The 23,731-nt window shown below is 62.0% G+C and carries 22 protein-coding genes and 1 pseudogene; 9 read left to right on the plus strand and 14 right to left on the minus strand.

The window, feature by feature from the left end:
- Window positions 1-159: 159 nt before the first annotated feature.
- A complete protein-coding gene (locus G5380_RS07920) occupies window positions 160-1,023 on the plus strand; it encodes a LysR substrate-binding domain-containing protein (protein WP_421352619.1) in 864 nt (287 codons plus the stop codon).
- Between the two features lie 36 nt (window positions 1,024-1,059).
- On the opposite strand, the gene G5380_RS07925 is transcribed toward G5380_RS07920, so the two are convergent.
- Together G5380_RS07925 and metE are read right to left on the minus strand one after the other, a co-directional pair.
- Window positions 1,060-1,809 (minus strand): substrate-binding periplasmic protein, encoded by a 750-nt coding sequence (locus tag G5380_RS07925; protein ID WP_421352620.1) that lies wholly within the window; start codon window positions 1,807-1,809, stop codon window positions 1,060-1,062.
- A 175-nt stretch (window positions 1,810-1,984) separates the two neighbouring features.
- Window positions 1,985-4,249: a 5-methyltetrahydropteroyltriglutamate--homocysteine S-methyltransferase gene (metE, locus tag G5380_RS07930; protein WP_421352621.1), complete on the minus strand. Its 2,265-nt coding sequence runs from the start codon at window positions 4,247-4,249 to the stop codon at window positions 1,985-1,987.
- A gap of 276 nt (window positions 4,250-4,525) precedes the next feature.
- Here metE and G5380_RS07935 point away from each other — a divergent pair, with 276 nt between their 5' ends.
- Window positions 4,526-5,434, plus strand: coding sequence for a LysR substrate-binding domain-containing protein (locus G5380_RS07935; protein WP_421352622.1), 909 nt, complete (start codon window positions 4,526-4,528; stop codon window positions 5,432-5,434).
- A gap of 6 nt (window positions 5,435-5,440) precedes the next feature.
- Here G5380_RS07935 and G5380_RS07940 read toward each other — a convergent pair whose 3' ends face one another.
- Window positions 5,441-6,376 (minus strand): LysR substrate-binding domain-containing protein, encoded by a 936-nt coding sequence (locus G5380_RS07940; protein WP_421352623.1) that lies wholly within the window; start codon window positions 6,374-6,376, stop codon window positions 5,441-5,443.
- Between the two features lie 192 nt (window positions 6,377-6,568).
- Here G5380_RS07940 and G5380_RS07945 point away from each other — a divergent pair, with 192 nt between their 5' ends.
- From G5380_RS07945 to G5380_RS07955, 3 genes are read left to right on the plus strand one after another with little or no spacing between them, the layout of a single operon-like run.
- Window positions 6,569-7,306 carry an isochorismatase family protein gene (locus G5380_RS07945; protein ID WP_421352624.1) on the plus strand — a complete coding sequence of 246 codons (738 nt, stop codon included), beginning with the start codon at window positions 6,569-6,571 and terminating at the stop codon, window positions 7,304-7,306.
- Between the two features lie 59 nt (window positions 7,307-7,365).
- Window positions 7,366-8,265 (plus strand): pirin family protein, encoded by a 900-nt coding sequence (locus G5380_RS07950; protein WP_421352625.1) that lies wholly within the window; start codon window positions 7,366-7,368, stop codon window positions 8,263-8,265.
- On the plus strand, window positions 8,262-9,488 hold the full coding sequence (locus G5380_RS07955) for a CynX/NimT family MFS transporter (protein ID WP_421352626.1): 1,227 nt from the start codon (window positions 8,262-8,264) through the stop codon (window positions 9,486-9,488). The genes G5380_RS07950 and G5380_RS07955 overlap by 4 nt, the downstream gene beginning before the upstream one ends.
- Before the next feature lie 28 nt (window positions 9,489-9,516).
- Here G5380_RS07955 and G5380_RS07960 read toward each other — a convergent pair whose 3' ends face one another.
- Complete coding sequence (locus G5380_RS07960; protein ID WP_113739931.1) at window positions 9,517-10,401, minus strand: LysR family transcriptional regulator; 885 nt, start codon at window positions 10,399-10,401, stop codon at window positions 9,517-9,519.
- Between the two features lie 101 nt (window positions 10,402-10,502).
- Here G5380_RS07960 and G5380_RS07965 point away from each other — a divergent pair, with 101 nt between their 5' ends.
- The 3 genes from G5380_RS07965 (at window position 10,503) to G5380_RS07975 (ending at window position 13,895) form a co-directional block, all read left to right on the plus strand.
- Entirely contained in the window at window positions 10,503-11,141 is a 639-nt protein-coding gene (locus G5380_RS07965; RefSeq protein ID WP_421352627.1) for an NAD(P)-dependent oxidoreductase, read from the plus strand.
- A gap of 409 nt (window positions 11,142-11,550) precedes the next feature.
- Window positions 11,551-12,594, plus strand: a complete 1,044-nt coding sequence (locus G5380_RS07970) for an isopenicillin N synthase family dioxygenase (RefSeq protein WP_421352628.1) — start codon at window positions 11,551-11,553, stop codon at window positions 12,592-12,594.
- Window positions 12,595-12,731: 137 nt separating this feature from the next.
- The gene (locus tag G5380_RS07975; RefSeq protein WP_421352629.1) at window positions 12,732-13,895 is read left to right on the plus strand and encodes a trans-sulfuration enzyme family protein; all 1,164 of its coding nucleotides are present in this window, start codon (window positions 12,732-12,734) and stop codon (window positions 13,893-13,895) included.
- Window positions 13,896-14,005: 110 nt separating this feature from the next.
- Here the strand turns inward: G5380_RS07975 and G5380_RS07980 are convergent, their stop codons facing one another.
- The 3 genes from G5380_RS07980 to G5380_RS07990 all read right to left on the minus strand — a co-directional run bounded on the left by G5380_RS07980 (window position 14,006) and on the right by G5380_RS07990 (window position 17,262).
- On the minus strand, window positions 14,006-15,670 hold the full coding sequence (locus G5380_RS07980) for an AMP-binding protein (RefSeq protein WP_374808708.1): 1,665 nt from the start codon (window positions 15,668-15,670) through the stop codon (window positions 14,006-14,008).
- Between the two features lie 98 nt (window positions 15,671-15,768).
- Window positions 15,769-16,047, minus strand: coding sequence for a YfcL family protein (locus G5380_RS07985; protein WP_005333639.1), 279 nt, complete (start codon window positions 16,045-16,047; stop codon window positions 15,769-15,771).
- Window positions 16,048-16,146: 99 nt separating this feature from the next.
- Window positions 16,147-17,262 (minus strand): ATP-NAD kinase family protein, encoded by a 1,116-nt coding sequence (locus G5380_RS07990; protein WP_421352630.1) that lies wholly within the window; start codon window positions 17,260-17,262, stop codon window positions 16,147-16,149.
- 120 nt (window positions 17,263-17,382) lie between these two features.
- Here G5380_RS07990 and G5380_RS07995 point away from each other — a divergent pair, with 120 nt between their 5' ends.
- A complete protein-coding gene (locus G5380_RS07995) occupies window positions 17,383-18,111 on the plus strand; it encodes a TerC family protein (RefSeq protein ID WP_421231531.1) in 729 nt (242 codons plus the stop codon).
- 72 nt (window positions 18,112-18,183) lie between these two features.
- On the opposite strand, the gene G5380_RS08000 is transcribed toward G5380_RS07995, so the two are convergent.
- The 7 genes and pseudogenes from G5380_RS08000 to phhA form a co-directional block, all read right to left on the minus strand.
- Complete coding sequence (locus G5380_RS08000) at window positions 18,184-18,672, minus strand: OmpA family protein (protein ID WP_421209252.1); 489 nt, start codon at window positions 18,670-18,672, stop codon at window positions 18,184-18,186.
- Between the two features lie 25 nt (window positions 18,673-18,697).
- Entirely contained in the window at window positions 18,698-19,939 is a 1,242-nt protein-coding gene (locus G5380_RS08005) for a diguanylate cyclase domain-containing protein (RefSeq protein ID WP_421209251.1), read from the minus strand.
- Complete coding sequence (locus G5380_RS08010; RefSeq protein WP_216978930.1) at window positions 19,936-20,493, minus strand: YfiR family protein; 558 nt, start codon at window positions 20,491-20,493, stop codon at window positions 19,936-19,938. The genes G5380_RS08005 and G5380_RS08010 overlap by 4 nt, the downstream gene beginning before the upstream one ends.
- Window positions 20,494-20,681: 188 nt before the next feature.
- Entirely contained in the window at window positions 20,682-22,229 is a 1,548-nt protein-coding gene (gene tyrR / locus G5380_RS08015) for a transcriptional regulator TyrR (protein ID WP_005333656.1), read from the minus strand.
- 148 nt (window positions 22,230-22,377) lie between these two features.
- A pseudogene (locus tag G5380_RS08020) lies at window positions 22,378-22,485 on the minus strand (4a-hydroxytetrahydrobiopterin dehydratase); the annotation flags it as partial.
- Window positions 22,486-22,527: 42 nt separating this feature from the next.
- Window positions 22,528-22,866 (minus strand): 4a-hydroxytetrahydrobiopterin dehydratase, encoded by a 339-nt coding sequence (locus tag G5380_RS08025; RefSeq protein WP_216978931.1) that lies wholly within the window; start codon window positions 22,864-22,866, stop codon window positions 22,528-22,530.
- A gap of 52 nt (window positions 22,867-22,918) precedes the next feature.
- On the minus strand, window positions 22,919-23,713 hold the full coding sequence (gene phhA / locus G5380_RS08030; RefSeq protein ID WP_421352631.1) for a phenylalanine 4-monooxygenase: 795 nt from the start codon (window positions 23,711-23,713) through the stop codon (window positions 22,919-22,921).
- Window positions 23,714-23,731 lie beyond the last annotated feature (18 nt).

Raw genomic sequence — 23,731 nt, forward strand, 5'->3', positions numbered from 1 at the left:
TGCTCCTTCTGCGCTGATGGTGTCAGCCATCTCTGATAACTCGGCGCCCCCTGTCGGGGCGCCCGAAATGAATTGGCATAAGCATCCATCACTTCTAAAATTCCGTCCAATGACAAATATGACCACTCAACATTCCCAACAGGAATGAAAGGAGCCCTGATGGAGCTACGGGATCTGAAAGCCTTCGTCACTCTGGGGGAGGTGCTGCACTTCGGCCAGGCGGCGGTACGTCAGCACGTTACCCAGTCGGCCCTGAGCAAACAGATAAGGCGGCTGGAGGAGGAGCTGGGCGGCGAGCTGTTCGAGCGCAACGCCAGTACCACTCGCCTCACCGGACTGGGCAGGGCGCTGTATGAGGATGCCCGCGCTGTGGTCATCCAGAGCGAGCAGCTCTCGCGCACCGCCCGCGACGTGCTGGCGGGCAATGTCGGCACCCTGCGCATCGGCTTTGGCGTGGCCACCAAAATCCTGGTGCCCGCGGCCATCGCCCGCTTTCGCGCCGAGCGGCCGAAAGTGACCATAGAGCTCAACGATCTCTCTACCCACCACCAGCTGCTGGCGCTCAGTGAAGGCAAGCTGGATCTCGGTTTTTGCCGCCTGCCCGCCCCCAAGGGGTGGCACGCCCTGCCAGTGGTCGAAGCACACTTTGTCGCCGTGCTGCCCGCCAGCTACCGCGATGTGAGGGAGTTGGCGGATCTGGTGGACAAGCCGCTGGCGATCCTCCGTCGGGACAAGGCCCCGTCGTTTTACGATCACCTGATGAACTATCTGGCCCAGAGCGGGCTGCGTTTTCGCGATATCCAGTACGTCAACGACTTTGCCGCTGGCGTCGCCACCGCGGCAGCCGAGATCGCCTGGACCCTGGTCCCCTCCTCCACCACCATAGAGCACCCGGATGTGCTCACCCTCCCCTTGAGAGACGGGGAAGCCTGTTGGACCATTGGCCTTATCCGTCCGCCCCACAGCAAGGGGCCCTTGATCGATGCCTTCTGGGCAACCATCGCCGATATGACGCCAAGATAGACACGCCCTTGGCAAACCGCAGATGGCGGCAACGCATCAACGATAGCGTTCGACGATACGCGCCAACTCGCCGCTTTGTCGCAGCTGTTGCAGGGCACGGTTGAACTCGGTTATCCGGGTATTGAAGCGGGAGTGCTTGCCGATGCAGAGATTGAACGGGGTAGAGGCAAGCTGCAGCGGCACCTCGACCACCTGCCCGGACAATCCCAGCTGGTTGAGTTTGAAACGTGCCACCAGTGGGTCGGTCACCATCAGGTCCCCCCGACCCGCCGCCAGCATTTTGAAAACATTATCGACATTGATGGTGTGATGAACGGTGAAGCCCGCCAGGTTCTCCTTGCCCCAGCCGTTACCGAAATAGTCGAGAAAGGTAAGTGATTTGAAGTCGCTCAAGCGGCTGGCACGCTGAAAATCGCTCATCCGGGGGTGGCCAAGCCGGGTAAATACCGTCAAAACCGTCGTGGTAACGGGCTCCTCCACCACCAATGTGTAAGAGCGGCGCTCCCGGGTGGCGATGGTGACAAAGCCATCGGCCTGCGCCATCCGCACCAGTTTTTGCGCCCGTTGCCACGGATAACCTTCATGGCGCACCCGCAGCCCCATCTGCGCTGCCACCCGATCCATCACGTCTATCATCAGCCCGCGCATCCAGCCCTGTTCGTCACGCCACGAATATGGGGCAAAGTCGTCAAAGTAGACCATCTTCAACTCGGCCGCTGGCGCCGCCCATGCACTCTGCCACATCAGCAATCCCCACAGGATTGCGCTCCCCAGACTGACTCTCATGGCCGCGACTCCATCCACTTCTGCCAACTCTGAGCCTAGTGCAAAGCGGGCTGCGGCAAGGTTCAGGATCCAGTGGAAAAGTGGCCAACGAAAAAAGAGAGAGGAAGCAATGGCTTCCCCTCTCTCGTTCGTTTGTCAGCACGCCACCTTACCGATGGCGGTCACGGCTAGCCGGTTACGCCAGCTCGGCCCGCAGCGCCCTGGTGGCATCGACCATCACCTTGAGGGCGGCCTCAGTCTCTTCCCAGCCCCGGGTCTTGAGGCCGCAATCCGGGTTGACCCAGAGCCGCTCGGCCGGGATCTGCTTGGCGGCTTTGCGCAGCAACCCCTCAATCCAGCTCTGGCTCGGCACATTTGGCGAGTGGATGTCGTAGACGCCCGGGCCAATCTCGTTGGGGTAGTTGAAGCGCTCGAACGCTTCGAGCAGCTGCATCTGGCTGCGGCTGGTCTCGATGGTGATCACATCCGCATCCAACGCCGCCACCGCCTCGATGATGAGGTTGAAATCGCTGTAGCACATGTGGGTGTGGATCTGGGTGCTGTCCGCCACCGGGCTCGCGCTCAGACGGAAGGCGCGCACCGCCCAGTCGAGATAAGCCTGATGATCCTGCTTGCGCAGGGGCAAGCCTTCACGGATCGCCGGTTCGTCGATCTGGATGATCTTGATGCCGGCGGCTTCCAGATCTGCCACCTCGTCGCGAATAGCCAGCCCGATTTGCAGGGCCGATTGCTCGCGGCTCACGTCTTCGCGCGGGAAGGACCAGCAGAGGATGGTCACAGGGCCAGTCAGCATCCCCTTGACCGGCTTGTCGGTCAGGCTCTGGGCAAATCGGGTCCATTCGAGCGTCATGGGGATCGGGCGGTCAATATCGCGGGTGATCACCGGCGGCTTGACGCAGCGGGAGCCATAGCTCTGTACCCAGCCGAAGCGGGTGATGGCAAAGCCATCCAGCAGCTCCCCGAAATACTCCACCATGTCGTTGCGCTCGGCCTCACCATGAACCAGCACGTCCAGCCCGATGGCCTCCTGACGCGCGATGGCATCGCGGATCTCCGCCTTAATGCCCGCCTCGTAGGCGCTGTCATCGATGCGACCAGCGCGCCAATCCTGCCGCAACACCCGGATCTGAGAGGTCTGCGGGAAGGAGCCGATGGTGGTGGTGGGCAGCAGCGGCAGTTTGAGATCCGAGCGCTGCAGCTCGGCCCTGACCGGATAGGGGCTGTGGCGATCAAAATCGCTGTTGGTGAGGCTGGCGAGCCGTGACTGCACCGCTTTTTTGTGCACACGGCTGTCGGACTCCCGATCGACGATGGGCTGGCTGTAGGCGGTGATTTTGTCGAGCTCGCCCCCATCCAGATACTCTCTGAGCAGTCCCAGCTCGAAACATTTTTGCAAGGCGAAGGCGAACCAGCTGAGGGTCTGGGGATCCAGCTCCTGCTCCAGTGTCAAATCCACCGGGCTATGCAGCAATGAGCAGGATGAGGCCACCCAGAGCCGCTCGCCGAGTTTGGCTTTCAGTGCACTCAGGGTCGGTGCCAGCTTGGCCAGATTGGCACGCCAGACGTTGCGGCCGTTGATCACCCCGGCTGAGATGACCCACTGGGCGGGCAGATGCGGAACCAGGGTCTCCAGTTGCTCGGGGGCGGCCACCAGATCCAGATGCAGGCCATCTACCTTGAGGCTGGTGATAATGTCGCGCTGATGAGCCACTGAACCGAAATAGGTGGTGAGCAGCAGCTTGCAGGGGCCCGCAAGGCGCTCGTAGGCGTTGAGGTAGGCCAGCCGCCACTCGTCTGGCAAATCCAGCGTCAGCGCCGGTTCGTCGATCTGCACCCACTCCACCCCTTGGGCGGCCAGTTTGGCCAGGACCTCCTGATAGACGATGAGCAGGCGATCGAGCAGTTCAAGGCGGGAGAAGCCGCTCTCTTTCTCCTTGCCGAGCCAGAGGTAGGAGACTGGTCCCAGCAGCACCGCCTTGACCGGCAGCCCCAGCGCTTTGGCCTCTTCCACCTCGTCAAACAGCTGGCTCCAGCCCAGCTTGAAGCGCTGATCACGGCTGAACTCCGGCACCAGATAGTGATAGTTGGTGTTGAACCACTTGGTCATCTCGGCGGCGGCCGCCGCCGGGCCGGTCGGCGCACGGCCGCGGGCCACCCGGAACAGGGTGTCGAGATCGGTCTCGCCATGACGGTGGCGGGCAGGCACTGCATCCACCAGCAGGCTGGTACCGAGCACCTGATCGTACCAGGCAAAGTCGCCCACCGGCAGCAGATTGACCCCGGCGCCGTGCTGGGCCTGCCAATGGCGCTCACGCAGCGTCTTGCCCACGGCAACGAGTTCGGCCTGAGTGGTCTCACCACGCCAGTAGGATTCGAGGGCAAATTTCAGCTCGCGCTTGGCGCCGATACGGGGGAAGCCCAAGGTGTGTGCTCGTGTCATAGGTTCATTTCCTTATGCTCATTCATCTGATGGGAAACTGGATGATTTAGCCATCCAGATGTTTACACATCCAAAATGACAAGATAAGGTGACGCTGGCTATTGAATCCTCTTCAAGTGGCTCTCAAATAATCCTCAACTGACCGCCAGTCAGGTTCACCGCGAGGATACAGAGGCCGATTTTTACAGGTGCAAGAGGTGCCGGAGTCAAGAAGCGCAGCTGGCCACCGCCGACCGCAACCTCAGCGCCAGACGCAATCTCACAAGGAGCCATCTTATGGCAGTGCCAAGCAATGCAGGGATAGAGATCAAACACTTGAAAACATTGACCGCGCTGGCCGAGCAGGGCTCGCTGGCCGGTGCGGCGCTGACCCTCAACCTCACCCAGTCCGCCCTCTCCCACCAGCTCAAAGAGCTGGAGACCCGCCTCAATCTGGAGCTCTACCTGCGCAAAAGCCGCCCGCTGGTGCTGACCGCAGCCGGCAGCCAGCTGCTCGCCCTCGCCCGTCAGGTACTGCCCGCCCTGGCCCAGACCGAGAAGCAGTTGCAAGCCCTGCAGAGCGGCGATGCGGGCAGGCTGCATCTGGCGCTCGATTGCCACAGCTGCATCCAGTGGCTGCTGCCGCTGTTGCCCGATTTTCGCCGCCAGTGGCCCGGGGTAGATCTGGAGGTGGAGTCGGTGCCGGGCTTTGATGCCATCAATGCCCTGCTAGGCGGCCAGCTCGACCTGCTGCTCACCTCGGACGTGCAGGCCCGCGGCGATCTCCACTTCGAGCCGCTGTTTGCCTTCGATCTGACTCTGGTGATGGCGCCGGATCATCCCCTCTGCCACCAGAGCCACATCGAGCCAGGCGATCTGGGGCCGGAGGTGCTGCTGGTCTATCCGGTGGAGCGCAGCCGCATGGATATCTTCAGCCGCTTTTTGCAACCCGCCGGGGTGGAGCCCGCTCGCTGCAAGCCGGTGGACAACACTTCTGTGATGCTGCAAATGGCCGCCGCAGGACTCGGGGTCGCCGCCTTGCCGCGCTGGGCCAGCGACGAGTTTGTCAGACAGGGGATGCTCTGCGCCCGCCCCCTCGGCGGCGGTATTCGCCGCCATATGTACGGCGCGGTGCGGGCCGCCGATCGGGATCAAGCCTGCCTGCAGAGCCTGTTCGAGCGCATTCGCACCAAGATGGAGGGATAACCCTCCTCAGCGTGGCTGACCAACCTCTGCCAGCAGTGCAGGCAACTTTGCCTTGATAAAGTCGATGAGGGCCCTGACCGCCGGTGACAGGCCGCGCCGCGCTGGGTAGAGCATCACCAGCTTGCCATCTTTGGGACGCCACTCGGGCAACAGTTGTTGCAGCCGCCCATCCGCCAGCTCATTCACGCAAGCGTAAAGTGGCAAGCCCACCATTCCTAGCCCCGCCAGCGCCGCCTGCTTGAGGGTTTGCACATTGTCGCTGCGCAGCAGCACATTGACCGCTACCTCCTCACTCTCCCCACTGTCGTGCCGCAGCCGCAACAGATCGGCCTGACGCTCCAGCGAGCTGAAAAGCAGGGCATCCTCTCCTTCCAGCTGGCGTGGATGCGCCAGCGCATTGTGGCGCGAGAGCCACGCCGGGGTCGCCAGCACGCCCCACTGCACCGTACAGAGCGGCACCTGCACCAGACTGGAGGGGGCCTGCTCGAAGGCCACCCCGCGGATCACCACATCCAGCCCCTCCTCCAGCAGATCCACCTGCCGGTTGCTGGCTTGCACGGCGAGCCTCACCTTGGGGTATTGCGCCATAAAAGCGGGCAGTAAACGGGCAAGCAGCGCATCGGCAATGGTAATGGGCACGCTGATCCGCACCAGACCGCTCGGCTCCTGCTGCCGTTGCCGCACAGCCGCCTCTCCGGCCTGCGCCTCGGCCAGCATCGCCTGACAGTGGCGATAGAGCACCTCACCGGCATCGGTCAGGCTGAGCTGGCGTGAGGTACGTTGCAGCAGCCGGGTATCCAGCCGCTCCTCCAGCAGCCGGATCCGGCGCGAGATCCGCGACTTGGGTACGCCAAGCGCCCGCGCGGCGGCAGTGAATCCCTGTCGCTGCACCACATGGGTGAAGAGATAGAGATCATTCAAATCAAGTTCCAGTGGTGTCATCGGGCAGCCTTGGTCAGGGTGAGGTGCATTCTTATCGTTCCATTGATGGAACGATAAGAACCTATTTCACCAGATTGTCGCCGTTTTTGCAGCCATCATAATGGCCCTGTCCCCATCAGACGGTTGCTGCGCGGGCAATCCGCCCCACCAGCAAGGGCCGTTTGACTGTTCCGATATCACAAGGAGTTCACCATGAAACTGCGACAAATCTGCTCTGCCACCCTGCTCGGTCTGGCGACCCTGACCGCCACGCTTGCCACCACAGCGACACCGGCCATGGCCGCCGGGGCTGCCAGCCATCCGACCGTATCACCCAACCGCTATTTGGAGATGCTCTCCCGAGACAATGCGGTACTGCTGCTGGTCGACCATCAGGTCGGCTTGCTGAGCGGCGTGCGCGACACCACGGTGGGCGAGCTCAAGCACAACGTGGTGGCGCTGGCCAACGCCGCCCGCGCCCTCGGCGTGCCGGTGATCGTGACCGCTACCATGCCCGATGGCATGTGGGGCCCCACCATGCCTGAACTGACCAGTGCCCTGCCGGATGTGAAGGTGATCAACCGCACCGTCATCAACGCCTGGGACGATCCTGCCGTACGCGCCGCCATTGAGAAGACCGGCCGCAAACAGCTGATCATCGCCGGGGTATCCCTCGAGATCTGCGCCAGCTTCCCGGCCCTCTCTGCCAAGGCTGCCGGCTATGATGCCCGGGTGGTGCTCGATGCCTCCGGCACCTTCAACGAAGCCAAGCGCACCACGGGTCTGCAACGCTTGCTGGGGGCCGGTATCCCGGTCACCGACTACGCCTCCGCCGCGGTCGAGATGCTGCGCAGCAACGTCGACCCCAAGGCGCACGATGTCTACAGCGCCCTCGACATGCCTTTCGCCACCTTGGTGTGGCAGATGCAAGAGGGTGCCAAGAAGTCGTAACTCGCCCCGCCTTCGGTCAGATGACCGAAGGCTTCTTTTGTCTTCAAGAGGTTATATCGATGACCAGACGCCTGACTCTCTCCGCCCCCGTCAAGGGCCAACCGCTGCGCATTGGCAGCGGCTTTGAAGCCAGCCATTTTGGCGAACACTTTTTCAACGGTCTGATAGACCCCGTGGTGATGGTGGATAACTTCCAGATGACCGCCCCCACCTTCGAGCCCCATCCCCATGCCGGGATCTCTGCCGTCACCTATCTGTTCGAGGATTCGACGAGCCCCCACGTCAACTACGACTCCCTCGGCAATCAGGGCCCCATCGAACCGGGGGCGCTCCACTGGCTGGCGGCCGGGCGCGGGGCCGTGCATACCGAGCAGCCGGAAGGGGCATCGCCCTATGTCCACGCCCTGCAAATCTTCGTCAACCTGCCTGCCCGTCAGAAGATGGCGTCGCCTTTTGCCATCCACGCAGCCGCTGCCACCATCCCCGAGTTTCATGACGAAGGGGTGCGAGTACGGGTGGTCGCAGGCCACAGCAACGGGATAACGGCACCACACTCGGAAGAACTGCCCCAACCCTTTACCCTGCTCGATGGCCATTGCGCGCCCGGCAACCGCTTCACCCATCTGCTGGCGGCAGGCTGGAATGCCATGATCTATCCCCTGACCGGATCGCTGACCCTGCAGGCGGAGGGAGAGCGGCACTTCATCCCGGCAGGTCACGGGATGGGTGTCAGCCTGCCTGCCGATGGCGGCGAGGCGGTGGCTCTGCAGCTTGAGGCCACCGAGCGCTGCCACTTCGTGCTGCTCTCAGGCCAGGCGCTCAATGAACCCCTGGTCAAACATGGCCCCTTCGTCATGAACAGCCACGACGCCATTGCAGATCGGCTGCATGCCTATCAGCGCGGCGAATTTGGTCAGCTCAACGATGAGTGGCTGCGCAACGGCCAATATCGGCCATGAGCACGCTCGCTGGCCACCAGCCACAAAGCACGCGCTGGCCTCTGGTCTTCCTCGCCATTTTTGCCGGTGCCAGCGGCGCCCTCTGCCTTGGCAAAGTGCCCGCCGTACTCGGCATACTGCGCAACGAGCTGGGGCTGACACTGGTTGAAGCCAGCTATCTCGCCTCAGCTTTCAATACGCTGGCGATCCTCTGCAGCCTCTTTCTCGGCCTGTTGCTGACCCGCTGGAGTGGGCGGCAAACCGGGGTTGTCGGGCTTTTGGTTATCGTCACAGGCGGTGCGTTGGCGCTGCCCGCCACCGGGCTGGCCATGATGCTGCTGTCGCGCATTGTCGAGGGGATTGGCTTTTTGCTGGTCTCGGTGGCTATGCCCGCCTTTATCGTGGCGGTGACCCGGGAGGAGGATAAACGGCTGGCCTTGAGCCTGTGGGCGGTCAACCTGCCTCTCGGGGCGGCGGCGGGTATGCTGCTCACCCCCTGGCTCACGGCGCAAGGTGGCTGGCGGCTGGCCTGGCTGCTCCTGATGATCCCGCAACTCTCTGCCCTGCTGCTTCTGCTCGCCAGTCGCTCAGCAGATAAACTGCGGGTCTGGGCACCCCAAAACTCGATCAACTCGGGCCACCCGCTGCGCCAGCTCACGGTGCTCCGGCAGAAGGCACTCTGGCGCTACGGGTTGGCGTTCACGCTCTACAGCCTGATGCTCTGGGCGCTCTTTGTCTGGCTGCCAACCATGTTGCAAGGCAGCCCCGGGATTGGCCAAAGCCAGATCGCCCTGCTTTCGGCGCTGGCGGTGGTCGCCAATATTCCCGGCAACCTGATGGGGGCATGGCTGCTGCGCCGGGGCGTAGCGCGAGACCGGCTCATCTGCTGGGCACTGGGTCTGATGGCGCTGTGCGGCATGCTCGCCTTCTGGCCCGGCCTGTCGCCGTGGTGGGCCTATGGATTGTGCCTCGTCCTCTCCCTTTCGGGTGGCATGGCGCCGCCGGCGATCCTCTCGTCTGCGCAGGGAGTGAGTCAGGGGCCGGTGCAACTGGCCATCGTGCAGGGCTTTTTTGTCCAGCTCGCCAACCTCGGTCAGCTGCTGGGGCCCTTGCTGCTGGCGGCCCTGATGACGGACAGCGGCCATTGGGGGAGCGCTCGCTGGCTCTTTCTGGGCGGCTTGCTGCTGGCAATCGGACTCTATCTGTGGCGCCGCCAGCCCATTGGCGGGCAAGAGCCCAACTGACAGCTAGGCCAAGCTGCATTGATATGTGTCAGGAAGTGCCTGCGAAGTAGCTGCGCAGCGCCTCCACCACCCGCCGAACCTTCTCCGGGATCTCCCGCTGCGGCGTGATGGCGTGGATCTCCATCGGTGCCACCCGAAAACCGGGCAGCAGTTCGAGCAGACGCCCCTGCGCCAGATCCTCGCCAATCTCCCCCTCCGGTTGCAGCGAGATCCCCTGCCCCGCCAGCGCAAACTGGCGCAGGGGCAACACGTTATTGCAGAGCACCTTGGCCTTGAACCTCACCCTGTGTTCGCCCCCCTTTTCATCCTGCAGCAGCAAACCGTTGCCCAGCATGTCGCCGCAGAGCCAGTCGTGGGTGGCCAGATCGGCGGGCATGCGCGGCGTCCCCTTGCGCGCCAGATAGGCGGGAGCGGCGCAGAGCAGCATCCGGGTCTGCCCCAGTTTGCGGGCCACCAGGGTCGAGTCAGGCAAGGTGCCGACCCGCAGCGCCACGTCGATCCGCTCGGCAATCAGATCCCGCTTCTCGTCGTCGGCGATGATCTGGATGGTGAGGCCGGGATGGGCCTGCAACAGCGGCGAGAGGGCCAGAGCCAGCGGCTGGCCCGCCATCCCCACCGGGGCGGTGATCCGCACTTCCCCGAGCAGGGCGTCGCGCACCTCCGAGAGGCGCAGCTCGGTCTCGCTCAGAGTCTGCTGCAACGCCCGGCACCCTTGCCACACCACCTCTCCCGCCTCGGTCAGACTGAGGCGACGGGTGGAGCGATGGAGCAGGGGCAGCCCGAGCAGGCTTTCGAGCTGGCTGATATGCTGACTGACGGCGGAGGGGGTCATGCCAAGGGATTTGGCCGCCCCTGTCATGCTGCCCGCTTCCACCACGGCGGCGAAGATGGCGTAACGTCTGAGCTGTTCCATTGTTAAATCCAGCTTATAAGTGAATGCATTTTTGAGGTTATTATTAAATCATAAATGGCGGCGTAGGATAGCCCCATTCCAACAGTGAAGGAGAGTTCCCCATGAAGATTGCCCTGATCGGTGCCAGCGGTTTTGTCGGTTCAGCCATCCTGAACGAGGCCATCAGCCGCGGCCATCACGTCACCGCCATCGTCCGCGATGTCAGCAAGGTGGCCGCCCATCCGCAGGTCACCGCCGTGGTTGTGGATGCCCAAAACCCGCAGGCATTGGCCGAGGTGCTCAAGGGGCACGATCGGGTGATCAGCGCCTACAACCCGGGCTGGACCACACCGGATATCTACGACCAGTACCTCAAGGGCGCCAACGCGATCGTCGCAGCAGCCAAAGCGGCCAACAGCTGGCTGCTGGTTGTGGGTGGCGCCGGCAGTCTGGAGGTTGCCCCCGGCGTGCAACTGGTGGATACCCCTGAGTTCCCGGCTGAGTGGAAACAGGGGGCACTGGCGGCCCGCGACGGTCTCACCGCCCTGCGTCGTGAAACCACCCTCGACTGGCGCTTTGTCTCTCCCCCGGTGTTCCTCGAACCGGGCGAGAAGCGCGGCGGCTATCGGATTGGTGGCGATCAGGTGCTGTTCAGCGGCGAACAGCCTGCCGGGATCACCGCCGGTGATCTGGCTGACGGTGTGCTGAACGAGGTGGAAAAACCGGCTCACCTGCGCCAGCGCTTTACCCTGGGTTACTGAGAGCCAGCAAACGGTTAAGGCCAGAATGCGCGGTCACTCGCCTGTGCTTTCGGTCAGGTGAAAAAACGCTCAACCAGAAGGGAGGCATCCGCCTCCCTTCTGTTTTGGTCATTTTTGCCGCTGGTAGCTTGCCTCTGGTTATCACTCTCCCCCTCATCGTTGCCCCTTTACCCCGCAATGGCTGCGCAAAAAACCTTCAACCCATCAGGCACCGAATTCCATTTCGAATTTTGTATATAACTAAGAATAATTTGTTGTTTCCGTCTTGTAACACCGAACAGTAGCATCCCCTTCATTCCAGATGGCGCCACACTGTCGCGCCATCCCGTTTGCCGCTTATCAGGTCTGCCAATAGCGGAGGCAGTGCAAGAGATGGCGCCAGAGATAACGAAAGAGTGAGGAGGTGCACATGGAACATTCACCGCTGCCGATCATCGATCTGGCTGCCCTCAACGGGGCGCCCGAGGTGCGTCGCCCTATGCTGGCCAGGCTGGCCGCGGCCGCCCGTGATGTGGGCTTTTTCTATCTGGTCGGCCACGGCTTGAGCAAGGTTGAGATGCTAGAGACCCTGGCGCTGGCAGCGCGCTTCTTTGCTCTGCCAGAGCAGGAGAAGTTGGCAGTGCAGATGGTCAACAGCCCCCACTTTCGCGGCTACAACCGGGTCGGTGCCGAGCTGACCCGCCAGCGGCCGGATCTGCGAGAGCAGTTCGATATCATGAATGAGGCGCAAGCCCTGCCTGCGGCCCTGATCCGTGAACCTTGGCAGCGGCTGATCGGCCCCAACCAGTGGCCGACTACTTTTCCCGAGATGAAAGGCCATCTGCTGGCGTGGCAAGATCGGCTGAGCGATATCACCCTCACCCTGCTGGCCGCTTTTGCCGAGGTGCTGGAGCAACCGGCCCAAGTGTTTGACGACAGTATTCGCGGCGCCCCCTACCAGCACATGAAGCTGATTCACTACCCGGGGCAAGAGGCGGGCAGCAGCAGTCAGGGGGTCGGCGCCCACAAGGATCCCGGCTACCTGACGCTGGTGATGCAGGACAATCACTCGGGGCTTGAGGTCGAGACGGCCAACGGCTGGATCTCTGCGCCCCCCCTGCCGGGAGCGCTGGTGGTCAATATCGGCGAACTGCTGGAGCTGGCCTCCAACGGCTATCTCAAGGCGACCCTGCATCGGGTGGTAAGCCCGCCGCCCGGTGTCTCGCGCCTCTCCTGCGCCTTCTTTATGGCGGCGCGGCTCGATGCCACCGTGCCGCTGCTCAGCCTCTCCCCAGAGCTGGCAGCGCAAGCGCAAGGGCCGGAGAGTGACCCGACCAACCCGCTCTTCTATCAGGTGGGGGAGAACGTGCTCAAGGGGCGGCTGCGCTCCCACCCGGATGTGGCGGCGCGGCACTATGGGCCGGTGGAATCCACTCGCCTCCCACGCACTGAAAGCGAAGCGATACCGGCCTAAGCAGCGCAAAGATCCGCAGGCGGGTATATGCATAAGCCACAAGCAGCATGGATATACCCGCCCTGACTAAACAACAAGCAACGAACTACAAAACACAACCAGTCATGGCCAGAGCCTGGCCATCACGGAGCAACACGATGAAATTCAAGACCATGAGCGTACATAGCGGCCAGCGGATCGACCCCCAGACCGGCGCCCTCACCACCCCGCTCTACCAGAGCAGCACCTTCAGCTACTTCAGCGCCCAGGCGGGCAAGGAGCGCTTTGCAGGTCAAGCCCCCGGCTTTATCTACAGCCGCTTTGGCAACCCCACCACCGCCGAGCTGGAGCAGAAACTGGCGGCGCTGGAAGGGGCCGATGAAGCGCTGGTGGTGGCGAGCGGCATGGCGGCGGTGAGCGCCATCATGTATGCCCTGGCCGACAGCGGCGATGAGGTGGCCTATATCGGCCCGCTCTACGGCGGCACCGATGCGTTCCTCAAGCAGACCTTCAGCCGCGCCGGTATCAAGGTCACCGCTTACGAGAGCGATCGGGATCTGCTGGCCAACATCCGCCCTGCTACCAAGGTGGTACTGTTCGAAACCCTGACCAACCCCACCCTCAAGGTGGTGGATCCGCGGCTGGTGGTGGAAGCGGCCCGCAAGGTGGGCGCCATCACAGTGTGTGACAACACCTTCCTCACCCCCTACCTGCTGCGTCCGCTGGAGCTCGGGGTCGATGTGGTGATGCACAGCGGCACCAAGTATCTGGGTGGCCACGGCGACATCATCGCCGGGGTGGTGGCGGGCTCTCACGCCCTGATGAAGTCGATCCGCACCGTGGCCCTCAAGCATATCGGCTCCCCCATCGGCCCGCAGGAGGCCTACCTGCTGCAGCGCGGGGTCAAGACCCTGCCGCTGCGGATGGATGCCCACCTGCACAATGCCCAGAAAGTGGCCGAGTTTCTGGCCGCCCACCCGGCGGTGAAGAAGGTGATCTACCCGGGGCTTGCCAGCCATCCGGGCCACGATGCTCTCAGCGCCTTCGCCAGCGGCTTTGGCGGCATGGTGAGCATTGAGCTGGCAGGCGGGTTTGAGCGCTGCGCTACCCTGCTCGACAACCTGCAGCTATTCGTGCAGGCGGTGAGTCTGGGGGATCTCGAGAGTCTGGCCTGCCATCCGGCCAGTACCACCCACGCCGCCATGGACGAGGCGAGCCGCCTCGCCGCCGGGGTCAATGACGACCTCATCCGCTTCAGCATCGGGGTGGAAGATGCGGACGATCTGATCGCCGATCTGGCCGCCGCGCTGGCGCAGATCTAACCGGACACGCTTTTTACTCCCCGACAAAACAGCGGCGAGTGATATGCCTCAAACACAACAACGGCCCATCAAGGGCCGTTGTTGTTTGTTGCGCTATGGAAAGACGGGAGTTACTCCTCCCACACCACCACCTGGGATGAGGGCCAGCGATCCCCGACCTGGGCGTACTTTTGCTCCAGCAGGTGACGCTTGATCTTCATGGTGGGAGTCAGCACACCGTTTTCGATATTCCAGGGAGTCTTCACTACCAGAATGCCGCGAATTTTGGCATGGGATTCCAGCTGATCGTTGACCCGCACCCGCGCCGCTTCCAGTCTGGCGTTGACCTCCTCCCGATTGCCCTTCATGGCACTCTCGGCCAGCTGCACCAGCGCAATGGGCTGCGGCATGCCGTAACCAATCACGCAGAGCTGTTCGATGATGGGTTCCTGCCCCAGCTGCCCCTCGATGGGCACCGGCGCCACATACTTGCCCTTGGCGGTCTTGAACACATCCTTCATCCGGCCGGTGATGGTGAGATAACCCTCCTTGTCCAGCTTGCCCATATCGCCGGTGTGGAGCCACCCCTCGGTATCGATGGCCTCGGCGCTGTGCTCGGGATCCTTGTAGTAACCCAGCATCATCCCTTCGCAGCGGCAGAGGATCTCCCCCTCGTCAGAGATCTTGATGGTCACTCCGATCCCCGCCTTGCCGACGGTGCCGATCTTGTCGGCGCGGAATGGGTAGTTGATGGTGGAGTAGGCGTGGTTCTCGGTCATGCCCCAGGCTTCCGTCACCTTGAGGCCGATGCTCAGATACCACTCAAGCAGCGCAGGGGAGACAGGCGCGGAGCCGCAGCCGAGTACCCGTGCCTGATCCAGCCCCAGCCCCTTTTGCAGCTTGCGTTTGATAAGGCCGGAGATAAGCGGGATCTTGAGCAGCAACGCCAGTTTGTTCTGGGGCAGCTTCTCGTGGATCTTGATGCGGAACATGGCCCACAGCCGTGGCACCGAGATAAAGACGGTGGGACGGCAGCGTTTGACATCTTCGATAAAGGTGTCGAGGGATTCGGGGAACGCGATGGTAGCGCCGCCATAGAGGCTGCCGCCGTAGATGTAGACCCGCTCGGTAATGTGGGCCAGCGGCAGGTAGGAGAAGCCCCTATCGGCCTGGCTCAGGCTCACCGTCTCCACCAGCTTCTCGCACGACCAGGCGTAACGCTCGACGCTCAACATGGCCCCTTTCGGCTTGCCGGTACTGCCGGAGGTGTAGACCAGACTCAGCAGGGAGTCAGGGGCCTGCACCGGGCTGTCAGGGATCGGCTCATGCGCCTCCAGCAGATCGTCCCACTGGTGGCTGGCCGGCATGGTATCGTAGGGGAAGGCGATGCGCAGCAGATCGGCGGGTACGCCCGCCTCCTGACTCTTCCAGTCATCCAGCTTGCCGACGAAGATCGCCTTGGCTTCGCTGTGGCGCAGCACATATTCGATGGTGTCGACGTTGGCAGTCGGGTAGATGGGCACGCTCACATACTGCCCCATCTGCATCGCCAGATCGGCGATAAACCACTGGGCGCAGTTCTTGGAGAGCAGCGCCACCTTGTCACCGGCCACCAGACCGAGGTGACGCAAGGCCGTCACCATCCGCCGCGCTTCATCGGCCACTTCACCCCAGGTGAAATCGACATATTCGCGGTTGATGGTTTGACGCAGGTAGGTTCGATCAGGACACTGCCGCTCCCAGTGATAGAGCATCTCGAGCGGCAGTTTATTGGCAATGCGTGAGGAGGAGGCCATAGTTTAATCCCTGAAACAAAAGGCGAAACTTATTATTAACCTTTCACTAACTTCAGGGGAAGGATAAACTCAAACTTCAGTTTGAATTGTGTATCCGATCAAGCTTCTGCGTCTTGTTGCAAACGACTCCACATCGCCTGCACCAGTTTTTCATCCTCTTCAGATAGCTCACCTTGCAAGATCGCCTCGTTGAGGCTGCGCAGCACATAGCTCTTGACGTCCCGCACCAGGGTCTTGCCTTCCAGCTCGGCCCGGGCAACGGCCAATGAGATATGACCTCGCAGGTAACCCCCCGCAAACAGCTCATCGTCGGTCGCGGTAGCAACCATGCTGTCGATCAGTCCCAACAACTTGTGCTCAAAATCGTGAATCGTCATGTAACGCAGCCTCATTTGCGGCAAAAAATTCGGGGGTATGGAACCGCAATCCGGTTGATTGCAGCTCTCTGGCGCCAGGCCAGCAGCGTCCTTGGCGTCCTATTCCGGGTTGGCCACCGGGTAGATGACCTGATCCTTGTATCCCGTGGTTATTCGCAGATAACCACGCAACGCCCGGTTTAATTCGGGATCATCGGTGTCCACCAGCAGCGGCCTGCCCTCAAGGGCGGCAAGCTTGGCTTTGGTTGCCAGCACCTGGATATTCTCCAGCCCGACACACCGAATCACCTCAGGACTCAATTGCTGATTTCCGCGCCCGAACAGATGTCCCTGTCCGCCTATCAGGGTAATGATCAGTCGGCAGCGACGGCCGCGGATCCGGGTCAGGATCTCGGCGGCGCTGAGATCCTGCCCGATAAGTCGGCCATTTTCCACCAGATCCACACCGAGCAAAGTATTTTCCAGACCGAGCTCTGCCATACAGGCTGCCACCGTGCTGCCGGAGCCCATCAGATAGAGGGTATCGGGCTCCATCTGCTCCACCACACCGGCGGCGAGATCCGCCAACACCAGCTCTTCGGACTCCTTGCCCCCCTGTTTTACCGCCTGTACGTAACGCAGATCGCCGGGCACCTTCAGCTGGCCGTAGTGGCGGGCCCGCACCTTGCCCGCGCGAAACGCCTCCTCGTCGATGTCGCGCACCTCGGCATCGATCAGGCTGAGCAGTTCCCCTGCGATCATCCGCGCCACCACCCGTCCGCTGGCGGCGGGCGTCACCCCGTAGACGCCGGAGTGGATCTTGCACCCCGCGGGAATGCCAAGCACATGGCAAGACTCCCCCACCGCGGCGCAAATATCCCGCGCCGTGCCATCGCCACCGGCAAACAGCAGCAGATCGACCCCGGCTTCGCGCATCAACTCGGCGGCGTGGCGGGTATCATCGGCCGAGGTGCTCTCCCCGACCGGTTGATAGATGACCCGACAGGGCAACCCCAGCTCGCGGGCCACCGCCTCCCCCATCTCTCCCGCCACCGTCAGCAGTTCGAACGGGATGCTCAGCTCGCACAGTGGCAACAGAGCTTGCCGCGCTCGATCTTGTGCTCTGGGCACGGCACCACGAGCAAGCGCCTCATCCACCACGCCGTCACTCCCCTTGAGCCCCACTGCGCCGCCAATCCCGGCGACAGGATTAATAATGAACCCTAATCGAAACATGCCTGCCTCCCTTGCGATGGCCCCCATTTTTATCTTTTCGCCCCTCTGGGACAAGCAGTGGCACCCCTGCTAGAATTCGCATCTTCAATTTTCCAACCAATGTTCAATCAAGGTTCAATCATGCTGGAATGGGTTCTTGATCCCTCCGCCTGGGTCGCTCTCGCTACCCTTACCCTGCTCGAAATCGTGCTGGGCATCGACAACATCATCTTTATCTCCATCCTGGTAGGTCGCCTGCCGGAGGCTCAGCGCCAAAAAGCGCGCATTCTGGGTCTGGGGCTCGCCATGGGCACCCGGATCCTGTTGCTGCTCTCGCTCGCCTGGGTGATGCGTCTCACCGAACCGCTCTTCACAGTGCTGAACGAGGCTATCTCGGGCCGCGATCTCATCCTGCTGCTGGGTGGTCTGTTCCTTATCGGCAAGAGTACCCACGAGATCCACGCCACTCTGGAAGGCGCCGCCGAGCCGGAGAACGTCAGCAAAGCGGCCTCGGGCTTTATCAGCACCCTGATCCAGATCGCCATTCTGGACATAGTGTTCAGCCTGGACTCGGTGATCACTGCGGTCGGCATGGCCGATCACGTGCCGGTGATGGTGCTGGCCATCATGATCGCCGTCTTCATCATGATGTTTGCCGCCAAGTCTATTGGCGATTTCGTCGATGACCACCCCACCATCAAGATGCTGGCCCTCTCCTTCCTCACCCTGGTGGGGTTTGCCCTGATGGCGGAGGGGATGGATCTGCACATACCGAAAGGCTACATCTACTTCGCCATGGCCTTCTCGCTGGTGGTGGAGATGATCAACATCCGCTTGCGCAAGCACAGCGAGGTCGACACAGGGAAGTAGTGTCGCCGGATCAAAAAGAGCGCCTCTCGGGGCGCTCTTTTGTTATGCACACGGCATGCTGCCGGATAGAGATCACTGGTTGGCAATCACAATGGCAACCCGGCGGTTTTCTGCTCGTCCGGCTGCGCTCTTGTTGTCCGCAACCGGGGCCGTCTCACCGCGGCCACGGATCTCAAGATTGGCGGGCATCATCCCCACCGAGATCAGCACATCTGCCACCGATTGGGCTCGTTTCAGAGAGAGCTGCTGGTTGTAGCTGCTCTCGCCCGTATTGTCGGTATGGCCATCCACCCTCGCCTTGTCGAGCCCGACCCCAAGCAGGGCCTTGCCCAGTTTTTCCACTATCAGCCGGGTCTGCGGATTGAGTTCACCCACATTGTTGGCAAACAGCACCCGGTTGGCCAGATCCAGTGTCCAGCCCTCATCGGTCAGATAGAAACCTTGCTCCTTCAATACTGCCAGCTGTTCCGGGGTCAACCCCCTGGGGGTGCTCTGACAACCCACCAGCAGAGAGAACAACAGGCCCAGCACGACAGCCTTGATGGAGAGGGATAGTTTCATTGTTATGACTCCTTTACACCTTGACTCACGCCGATTTGGCGGCCTCAACCTCCTCACGGCGTGTACGTTTTGCCAAATACATGGCTTTGTCTGCCAGCTCGCACAGCTCGCTGGCGCGGGTCCCGGGTTGATGGATGGCAAAACCGATGCTGATCCCTGCCACCAGTTGCTGTCCATCCCGCAATACCACAGGATCACTCATCGCCTGCTGAATGCGGTCGATCACCTCTTCCACATCCTGCCCCAGATGCACAGGTGTCAGCAGTATGGCGAACTCATCCCCCCCCAGCCGGCAGACCAGATCTCCGGGGCGCAGCTGATGCTGTACCCGCCGGGAGAGGGTCACCAGCACATCGTCACCGGCGTTGTGCCCCAGGGTGTCGTTAATCTGTTTGAAACGATCGCAATCGAGATAAAGCAGGGCGAACGGGGCCCCCCCCTCGCTTACCTCCCCAATGGCATGCTCGAGGCGAGCTTCGAATAACGCCCGGTTGGGCAACCCGGTCAACGCATCATGGGTCGCCTGGTGGAGCAGACTGGCGTTCTCCCGCGCCTGATGAGCCTGCCAGGCTTGCAGCTCATCCAGCAGGGCGTTGAAATCCTCTCCCAGTTCATTGAGCTCGACGATATCGGCCGGTGGCGCCCGCATCCCCAGAGTGCGTTGTCGACGCACCGAGTGGGCGACCTGTGCCAGTTGTCGCAGTGGCGAGGTGATCGCGACCTGCATCCGCCCGGCGACATAGAAGGCGCCCATCACACTCAACACCAGGCAAATCACCATCACCAGCAGCACCGAGAGCAAGAACAGCAACAGATACTCGCCATGACCGCGCAGCTCTATGGTGGCAATCAGCTCACCGCCCCGCAGCATGGGATAGGTGACCGGCCCCGGTAACAGCAGGCGGGCAAGATAATCTTCGACTGTGGCCAGCGGATTGCTGACGGGACGAACCCATTTAGCGAGCTGTTGACCATTGGCCAGCACGATACTGGCTTCGGCCACCTCCTCATGGGCGACAATACCGCCAAGCGCCTCGCTCGCTGCCTCTTCATCGTGGAACACCACCGCAGCCTCGGCGCTGTAGCTGATGGCGCGGGCCACCAGCTCCAGATTGTGATCGGCGTAGAAGCGTACTACCAGCAAAGCAACCAGGGTAAAGAAGAGTCCCGCCACGCTGACGGCCGTGATGGCGGCCACCAGATGGGTTCGCCCCAGGCTCTGACGTAGGGTCGGACGACGGGGATCCGCGCTGACCTGTCGTCTCATGGGACCCCCTTGTCGGCACGGGCCAGCTTGAGCACAGCGGGATGTACTCGTACGCCGCTCAGGGCCAGGGCATCGAGGTTCACTTTAAACCGCACTCGCACGCTGTCCGGCGAGGTCTGCAGGCAGAACACCGAGCTGGTGGAACAGTCGTGGTTGTATTCGCTGATGCTGAGCACTGAATGACCCTGCAAGCGCGCAAACAACGCAATCCGGGTCGGCTCGTCGACGACTCCGAGATAGAGCACATCGCAATTATCACTGATGGCCGGATCACTCGCGTCGTAGCGATTGACCTGCACGGCACGGCCATTGGCCTGACGATCGATGGTAAAGAGGGCTCCGGCATACTCCGTCGGCGCCGCCACACATAGGCGCAGCACCGCAGGCTCGGTGGGCCAGCGAGTGTAACTCAGGATATCGAGCACCAGCTCCCTGACCGCCGTCGCCCGGCTCTCTGCGGCCGTTTCCGCCAGCGCGTGAGGCAACAGCAGACCAAACCCTAACAGCAAGGGCGCCAGGCGAGCGGCGAAACGGGGAGAAAAGAGTAACAGCATGATCGGGAAGTGGCCGCCTTGACAACACCGCTGCAGTGGCATAGCGGTTCGGGTACATGTATCCAGATAGTAAGTTGGTGGACACTGGCCTGACAAGTCTCCCGAAGCCCTCCCGCCCGGAAGCCGTGTAAAGAAAACAGAGAGCCCGTCTGGTGACGGGCTCTCTGTTGGCTGGCATCCGGAACAACTTACTTCTTGCTGATGCCATATTCCCGCAGCTTGTTGGCGATGGCGGTATGCGACACACCCAGGCGTTTGGCCAGCTGACGGGTCGACGGGAAGGCGGGATAGAGCCGGGCCAGCAGCTGGCTCTCGAAGCGCTTCACCGCATCGTCGAGATTCCCCTCAAACCACTCGTCGATCAGCGGCATGGTATCGGCCGCCACCGGCAGGTCGATCTGCTCAGGCCCCAGCTCATCCCCTTCCAGCAGGGTCATGGCGCGGTAGAGACAGTTGCGCAGCTGACGCACGTTGCCCGGCCAGCGGTAGGCGGTCAGGTAGTCGGCCATGTTGCGGGTAAAGCGCGGACGGGGTCGCTGCAACTCGCTGGCAAAGCGGGAGACAAACTGCTGGGCCAGCACCATGATGTCTGCCTTGCGCTCGCGCAGGGGGGGCAGCGCCAGACTGAGCACGTTGAGGCGATAGTAGAGATCCTCGCGGAAGGTTCCTTCGTGCACCAGATCCAGCAACTGCTTCTGGGTGGTGCAGATGAAACGCACGTTGACCTTCACCTCTTGCTCGTCACCGACCCGGCGGAACACCCCATCCTGCAGCACCCGCAAAAACTTGGTCTGCAGATGGGGAGACATGTCGCCAATCTCGTCCAGCATCAGGGTGCCGCCGCTCGCCAGCTCCAGCACGCCGCGCTTACCCTCGGTGTTGTTGCCAAAGGCGCCGGGGGCATAACCAAACAGCTCGCTCTCGGCCACGTTATCGGGCATGGCGGCGCAGTTGAGAGCCATAAAGGGGTGGCTGGAGCGCAGGCTGGCCCCGTGACAGGCGCGGGCCAGCAGCTCCTTGCCGGTACCGGTCTCACCGACAATCAACAGCGGCGCGTCCTGCATCGCCAGTTTGCGCGCTTGCGACAGCACCTCTTTCATCTTGGGGCTCTCGGCCTGCAGATGCTCGAAGCCCCCCACTTCCACCGCATGAAGCGCGCTGAAGTGCAGGCCGACCCGACGGGCAGATTTGAGCACCACCACGGCACCGGCCAGCGCCTGCTTGCCGCGGGCTTCTGCCACGAACAGCGGCATCAGATCTGCCAGATACTCTTCGCCATTGAAACTGAGCTTGCAGGTCTGCGGCTTGATCTCGCTCGCCTCCAGCCAGCGGGTGAAGGAGAACCCCTTGACCAGCGAACCGAGCGCCACGCCGCGCACCTCCTCCACCGGCAAGCCGAGGGTGGTGAGGGCCGACTGGTTGGCCTGGGTCACCTTGCCCTTGCTGTCGAGGGAGAAGACCAGATCCGGCAGCGCCTTGAGCAGCGCCTCGATTTCGTGGTGCTCTCGCTCGGAAGGCATGTAGGGGATGGTCTTGACGTCGTAGACGCCGGGAATACGGCGGATCTCCGGCATCAGGTGCTGAAAATCACTGAACTCCAGCTCGGGAAAGTTGAGATAGATGATGCCTGAGGTATCGATTTCGATGCCGCGCAGATCGATATTGTGCTCCACCAAGCGGTCGAGCAGTTCCCGGGTCAGGCCCAGGCGGTCTTCACAGCTGACTTCAAGACGCATTCGGGACACACTTCCTAGCTAACTCTATGAATGAGCGGATAATACAGTCTCGATCCCCCCAGTGCGAGCGCCAGCCCATAAAAATGCGGGCCCGCCCCACTTTCGCAGGCAGGCCCGGGCCAACCGATGACGCTGGTGTGGGGTGCGATTACCGAAGCAACTGATCGGTGCGCGCCGCCATGATGAAGTCGTTGCGATGCAAACCGCCGATCTTGTGGGTCCACCAGCTGACGGTCACCTTCCCCCATTCGGTCAGAAATGCAGGAAGGGGGATACTCCGCCTCAACCTGTTCTCAGATTATCTGGGCAATTGGTCTGTACGCGCAGCCATGATGAAGTCGTTGCGGTGTAATCCGCCGATCTTGTGGGTCCACCAGCTGACGGTCACCTTCCCCCACTCGGTCAGGATCGCGGGATGATGGAACTCTGCCTCCGCCAGCTCGCCCAGGCGGTTGGTAAACGCCAGCGCCTCCTTGAAGTTGCGAAACGTAAATTCCCGCCGCAGTTGCAGCGCCCCCCCCTCCACCAGCGGCTGCCAGTCGGGAATAAGCTGCATCAGCTCGCGCAGCTCCTCATCGCTCACCTTGGGGGCATCGGCGCGACACGCTTCACACTGTTGGCTGGCCAGTTCGGACATAAGTTACTCCTGCTTAAATTAATGAAAATGAAATAAGGTTGTTTGCTTTTGGTCAGCTCGCCTGTTTGCCAGCAGGAACCTCAAAACGTGGCGGATAGAGGCCAAGCCGACTGGCCTCCGCCAGAGCTGCCATGATCTCCTCCCCGGTCAGCCGGTAGAGATGATCGAGACTCGGCAGCACAAAATAGGTGGGCTGCATGATGTCGATGCGATACGGGGTGCGCAGCACGGTCAGTAGATCGAAGGGTTGCAGCAGCGGTTTGCCACAGAGGGCATAGGCGGTCTCGCCGATGGAGGAGAGAATGCCGCCACCGTAGATACGCAGCCCGTCAGGCGTTGCCAGGAGGCCAAACTCCACGGTGAACCAGTAGAGCCGCGCCAGAAAGACCCGCTGCTCCTTGCTCGCCTGCTGCCCCAACTGGCCGTAAAGATGGGTAAAGTGAGCAAAGGCCGGATTGGTCAGCATGGCGCAGTGGCCGAAGATCTCGTGAAAGATATCCGGCTCTTGCAGGTAGTCGAGCTCGTCCCGGCGCCGGATAAAGGTCGCTACCGGAAACTGGCGGTTGGCCAGCAGGGCGAAGAAGCGATCGAACGAGATAAGCGCAGGCACCGCCGCCACCGACCAGCCGGTCGCAGGCTGCAAGACGGCGTTGATCTCGGCCAGCTGGGGGATGCGCTCACGGGGCAGCCCCAGTCTGTCGAGACCGGCCAGATACTCGTCACACCCCTTGCCATCGAGAGCGGCGAACTGACGTTCGATCAGGACCTGCCAGGTACCATGCTCCTCGTTGCTGTAGTGGATCACCCCGTCAGCATCCGGCTGGTGGGCGGTGTAAAAGGTTGCCATAGCGGTTCCATCCTCTGG

Source organism: Aeromonas sp. 604443, assembly GCF_049170315.1.
Lineage (GTDB): Bacteria > Pseudomonadota > Gammaproteobacteria > Enterobacterales > Aeromonadaceae > Aeromonas > Aeromonas veronii_A.

Coding starts and splice junctions, on each gene's coding strand:
- G5380_RS07975 (WP_421352629.1), top strand. CDS start 12,732: ATGAAATTCAAGACCATGAGCGTACATAGCGGCCAGCGGATCGACCCC.
- G5380_RS08000 (WP_421209252.1), bottom strand. CDS start 18,672: ATGAAACTATCCCTCTCCATCAAGGCTGTCGTGCTGGGCCTGTTGTTC.
- G5380_RS08025 (WP_216978931.1), bottom strand. CDS start 22,866: ATGTCCGAACTGGCCAGCCAACAGTGTGAAGCGTGTCGCGCCGATGCC.
- G5380_RS07920 (WP_421352619.1), top strand. CDS start 160: ATGGAGCTACGGGATCTGAAAGCCTTCGTCACTCTGGGGGAGGTGCTG.
- G5380_RS07960 (WP_113739931.1), bottom strand. CDS start 10,401: ATGGAACAGCTCAGACGTTACGCCATCTTCGCCGCCGTGGTGGAAGCG.
- G5380_RS07940 (WP_421352623.1), bottom strand. CDS start 6,376: ATGACACCACTGGAACTTGATTTGAATGATCTCTATCTCTTCACCCAT.
- G5380_RS07945 (WP_421352624.1), top strand. CDS start 6,569: ATGAAACTGCGACAAATCTGCTCTGCCACCCTGCTCGGTCTGGCGACC.
- G5380_RS07985 (WP_005333639.1), bottom strand. CDS start 16,047: ATGACGATTCACGATTTTGAGCACAAGTTGTTGGGACTGATCGACAGC.
- G5380_RS07965 (WP_421352627.1), top strand. CDS start 10,503: ATGAAGATTGCCCTGATCGGTGCCAGCGGTTTTGTCGGTTCAGCCATC.
- G5380_RS08010 (WP_216978930.1), bottom strand. CDS start 20,493: ATGCTGTTACTCTTTTCTCCCCGTTTCGCCGCTCGCCTGGCGCCCTTG.
- metE (WP_421352621.1), bottom strand. CDS start 4,249: ATGACACGAGCACACACCTTGGGCTTCCCCCGTATCGGCGCCAAGCGC.
- G5380_RS07995 (WP_421231531.1), top strand. CDS start 17,383: ATGCTGGAATGGGTTCTTGATCCCTCCGCCTGGGTCGCTCTCGCTACC.
- tyrR (WP_005333656.1), bottom strand. CDS start 22,229: ATGCGTCTTGAAGTCAGCTGTGAAGACCGCCTGGGCCTGACCCGGGAA.
- G5380_RS07950 (WP_421352625.1), top strand. CDS start 7,366: ATGACCAGACGCCTGACTCTCTCCGCCCCCGTCAAGGGCCAACCGCTG.
- G5380_RS08005 (WP_421209251.1), bottom strand. CDS start 19,939: ATGAGACGACAGGTCAGCGCGGATCCCCGTCGTCCGACCCTACGTCAG.
- G5380_RS07980 (WP_374808708.1), bottom strand. CDS start 15,670: ATGGCCTCCTCCTCACGCATTGCCAATAAACTGCCGCTCGAGATGCTC.
- phhA (WP_421352631.1), bottom strand. CDS start 23,713: ATGGCAACCTTTTACACCGCCCACCAGCCGGATGCTGACGGGGTGATC.
- G5380_RS07955 (WP_421352626.1), top strand. CDS start 8,262: ATGAGCACGCTCGCTGGCCACCAGCCACAAAGCACGCGCTGGCCTCTG.
- G5380_RS07925 (WP_421352620.1), bottom strand. CDS start 1,809: ATGAGAGTCAGTCTGGGGAGCGCAATCCTGTGGGGATTGCTGATGTGG.
- G5380_RS07935 (WP_421352622.1), top strand. CDS start 4,526: ATGGCAGTGCCAAGCAATGCAGGGATAGAGATCAAACACTTGAAAACA.
- G5380_RS07990 (WP_421352630.1), bottom strand. CDS start 17,262: ATGTTTCGATTAGGGTTCATTATTAATCCTGTCGCCGGGATTGGCGGC.
- G5380_RS07970 (WP_421352628.1), top strand. CDS start 11,551: ATGGAACATTCACCGCTGCCGATCATCGATCTGGCTGCCCTCAACGGG.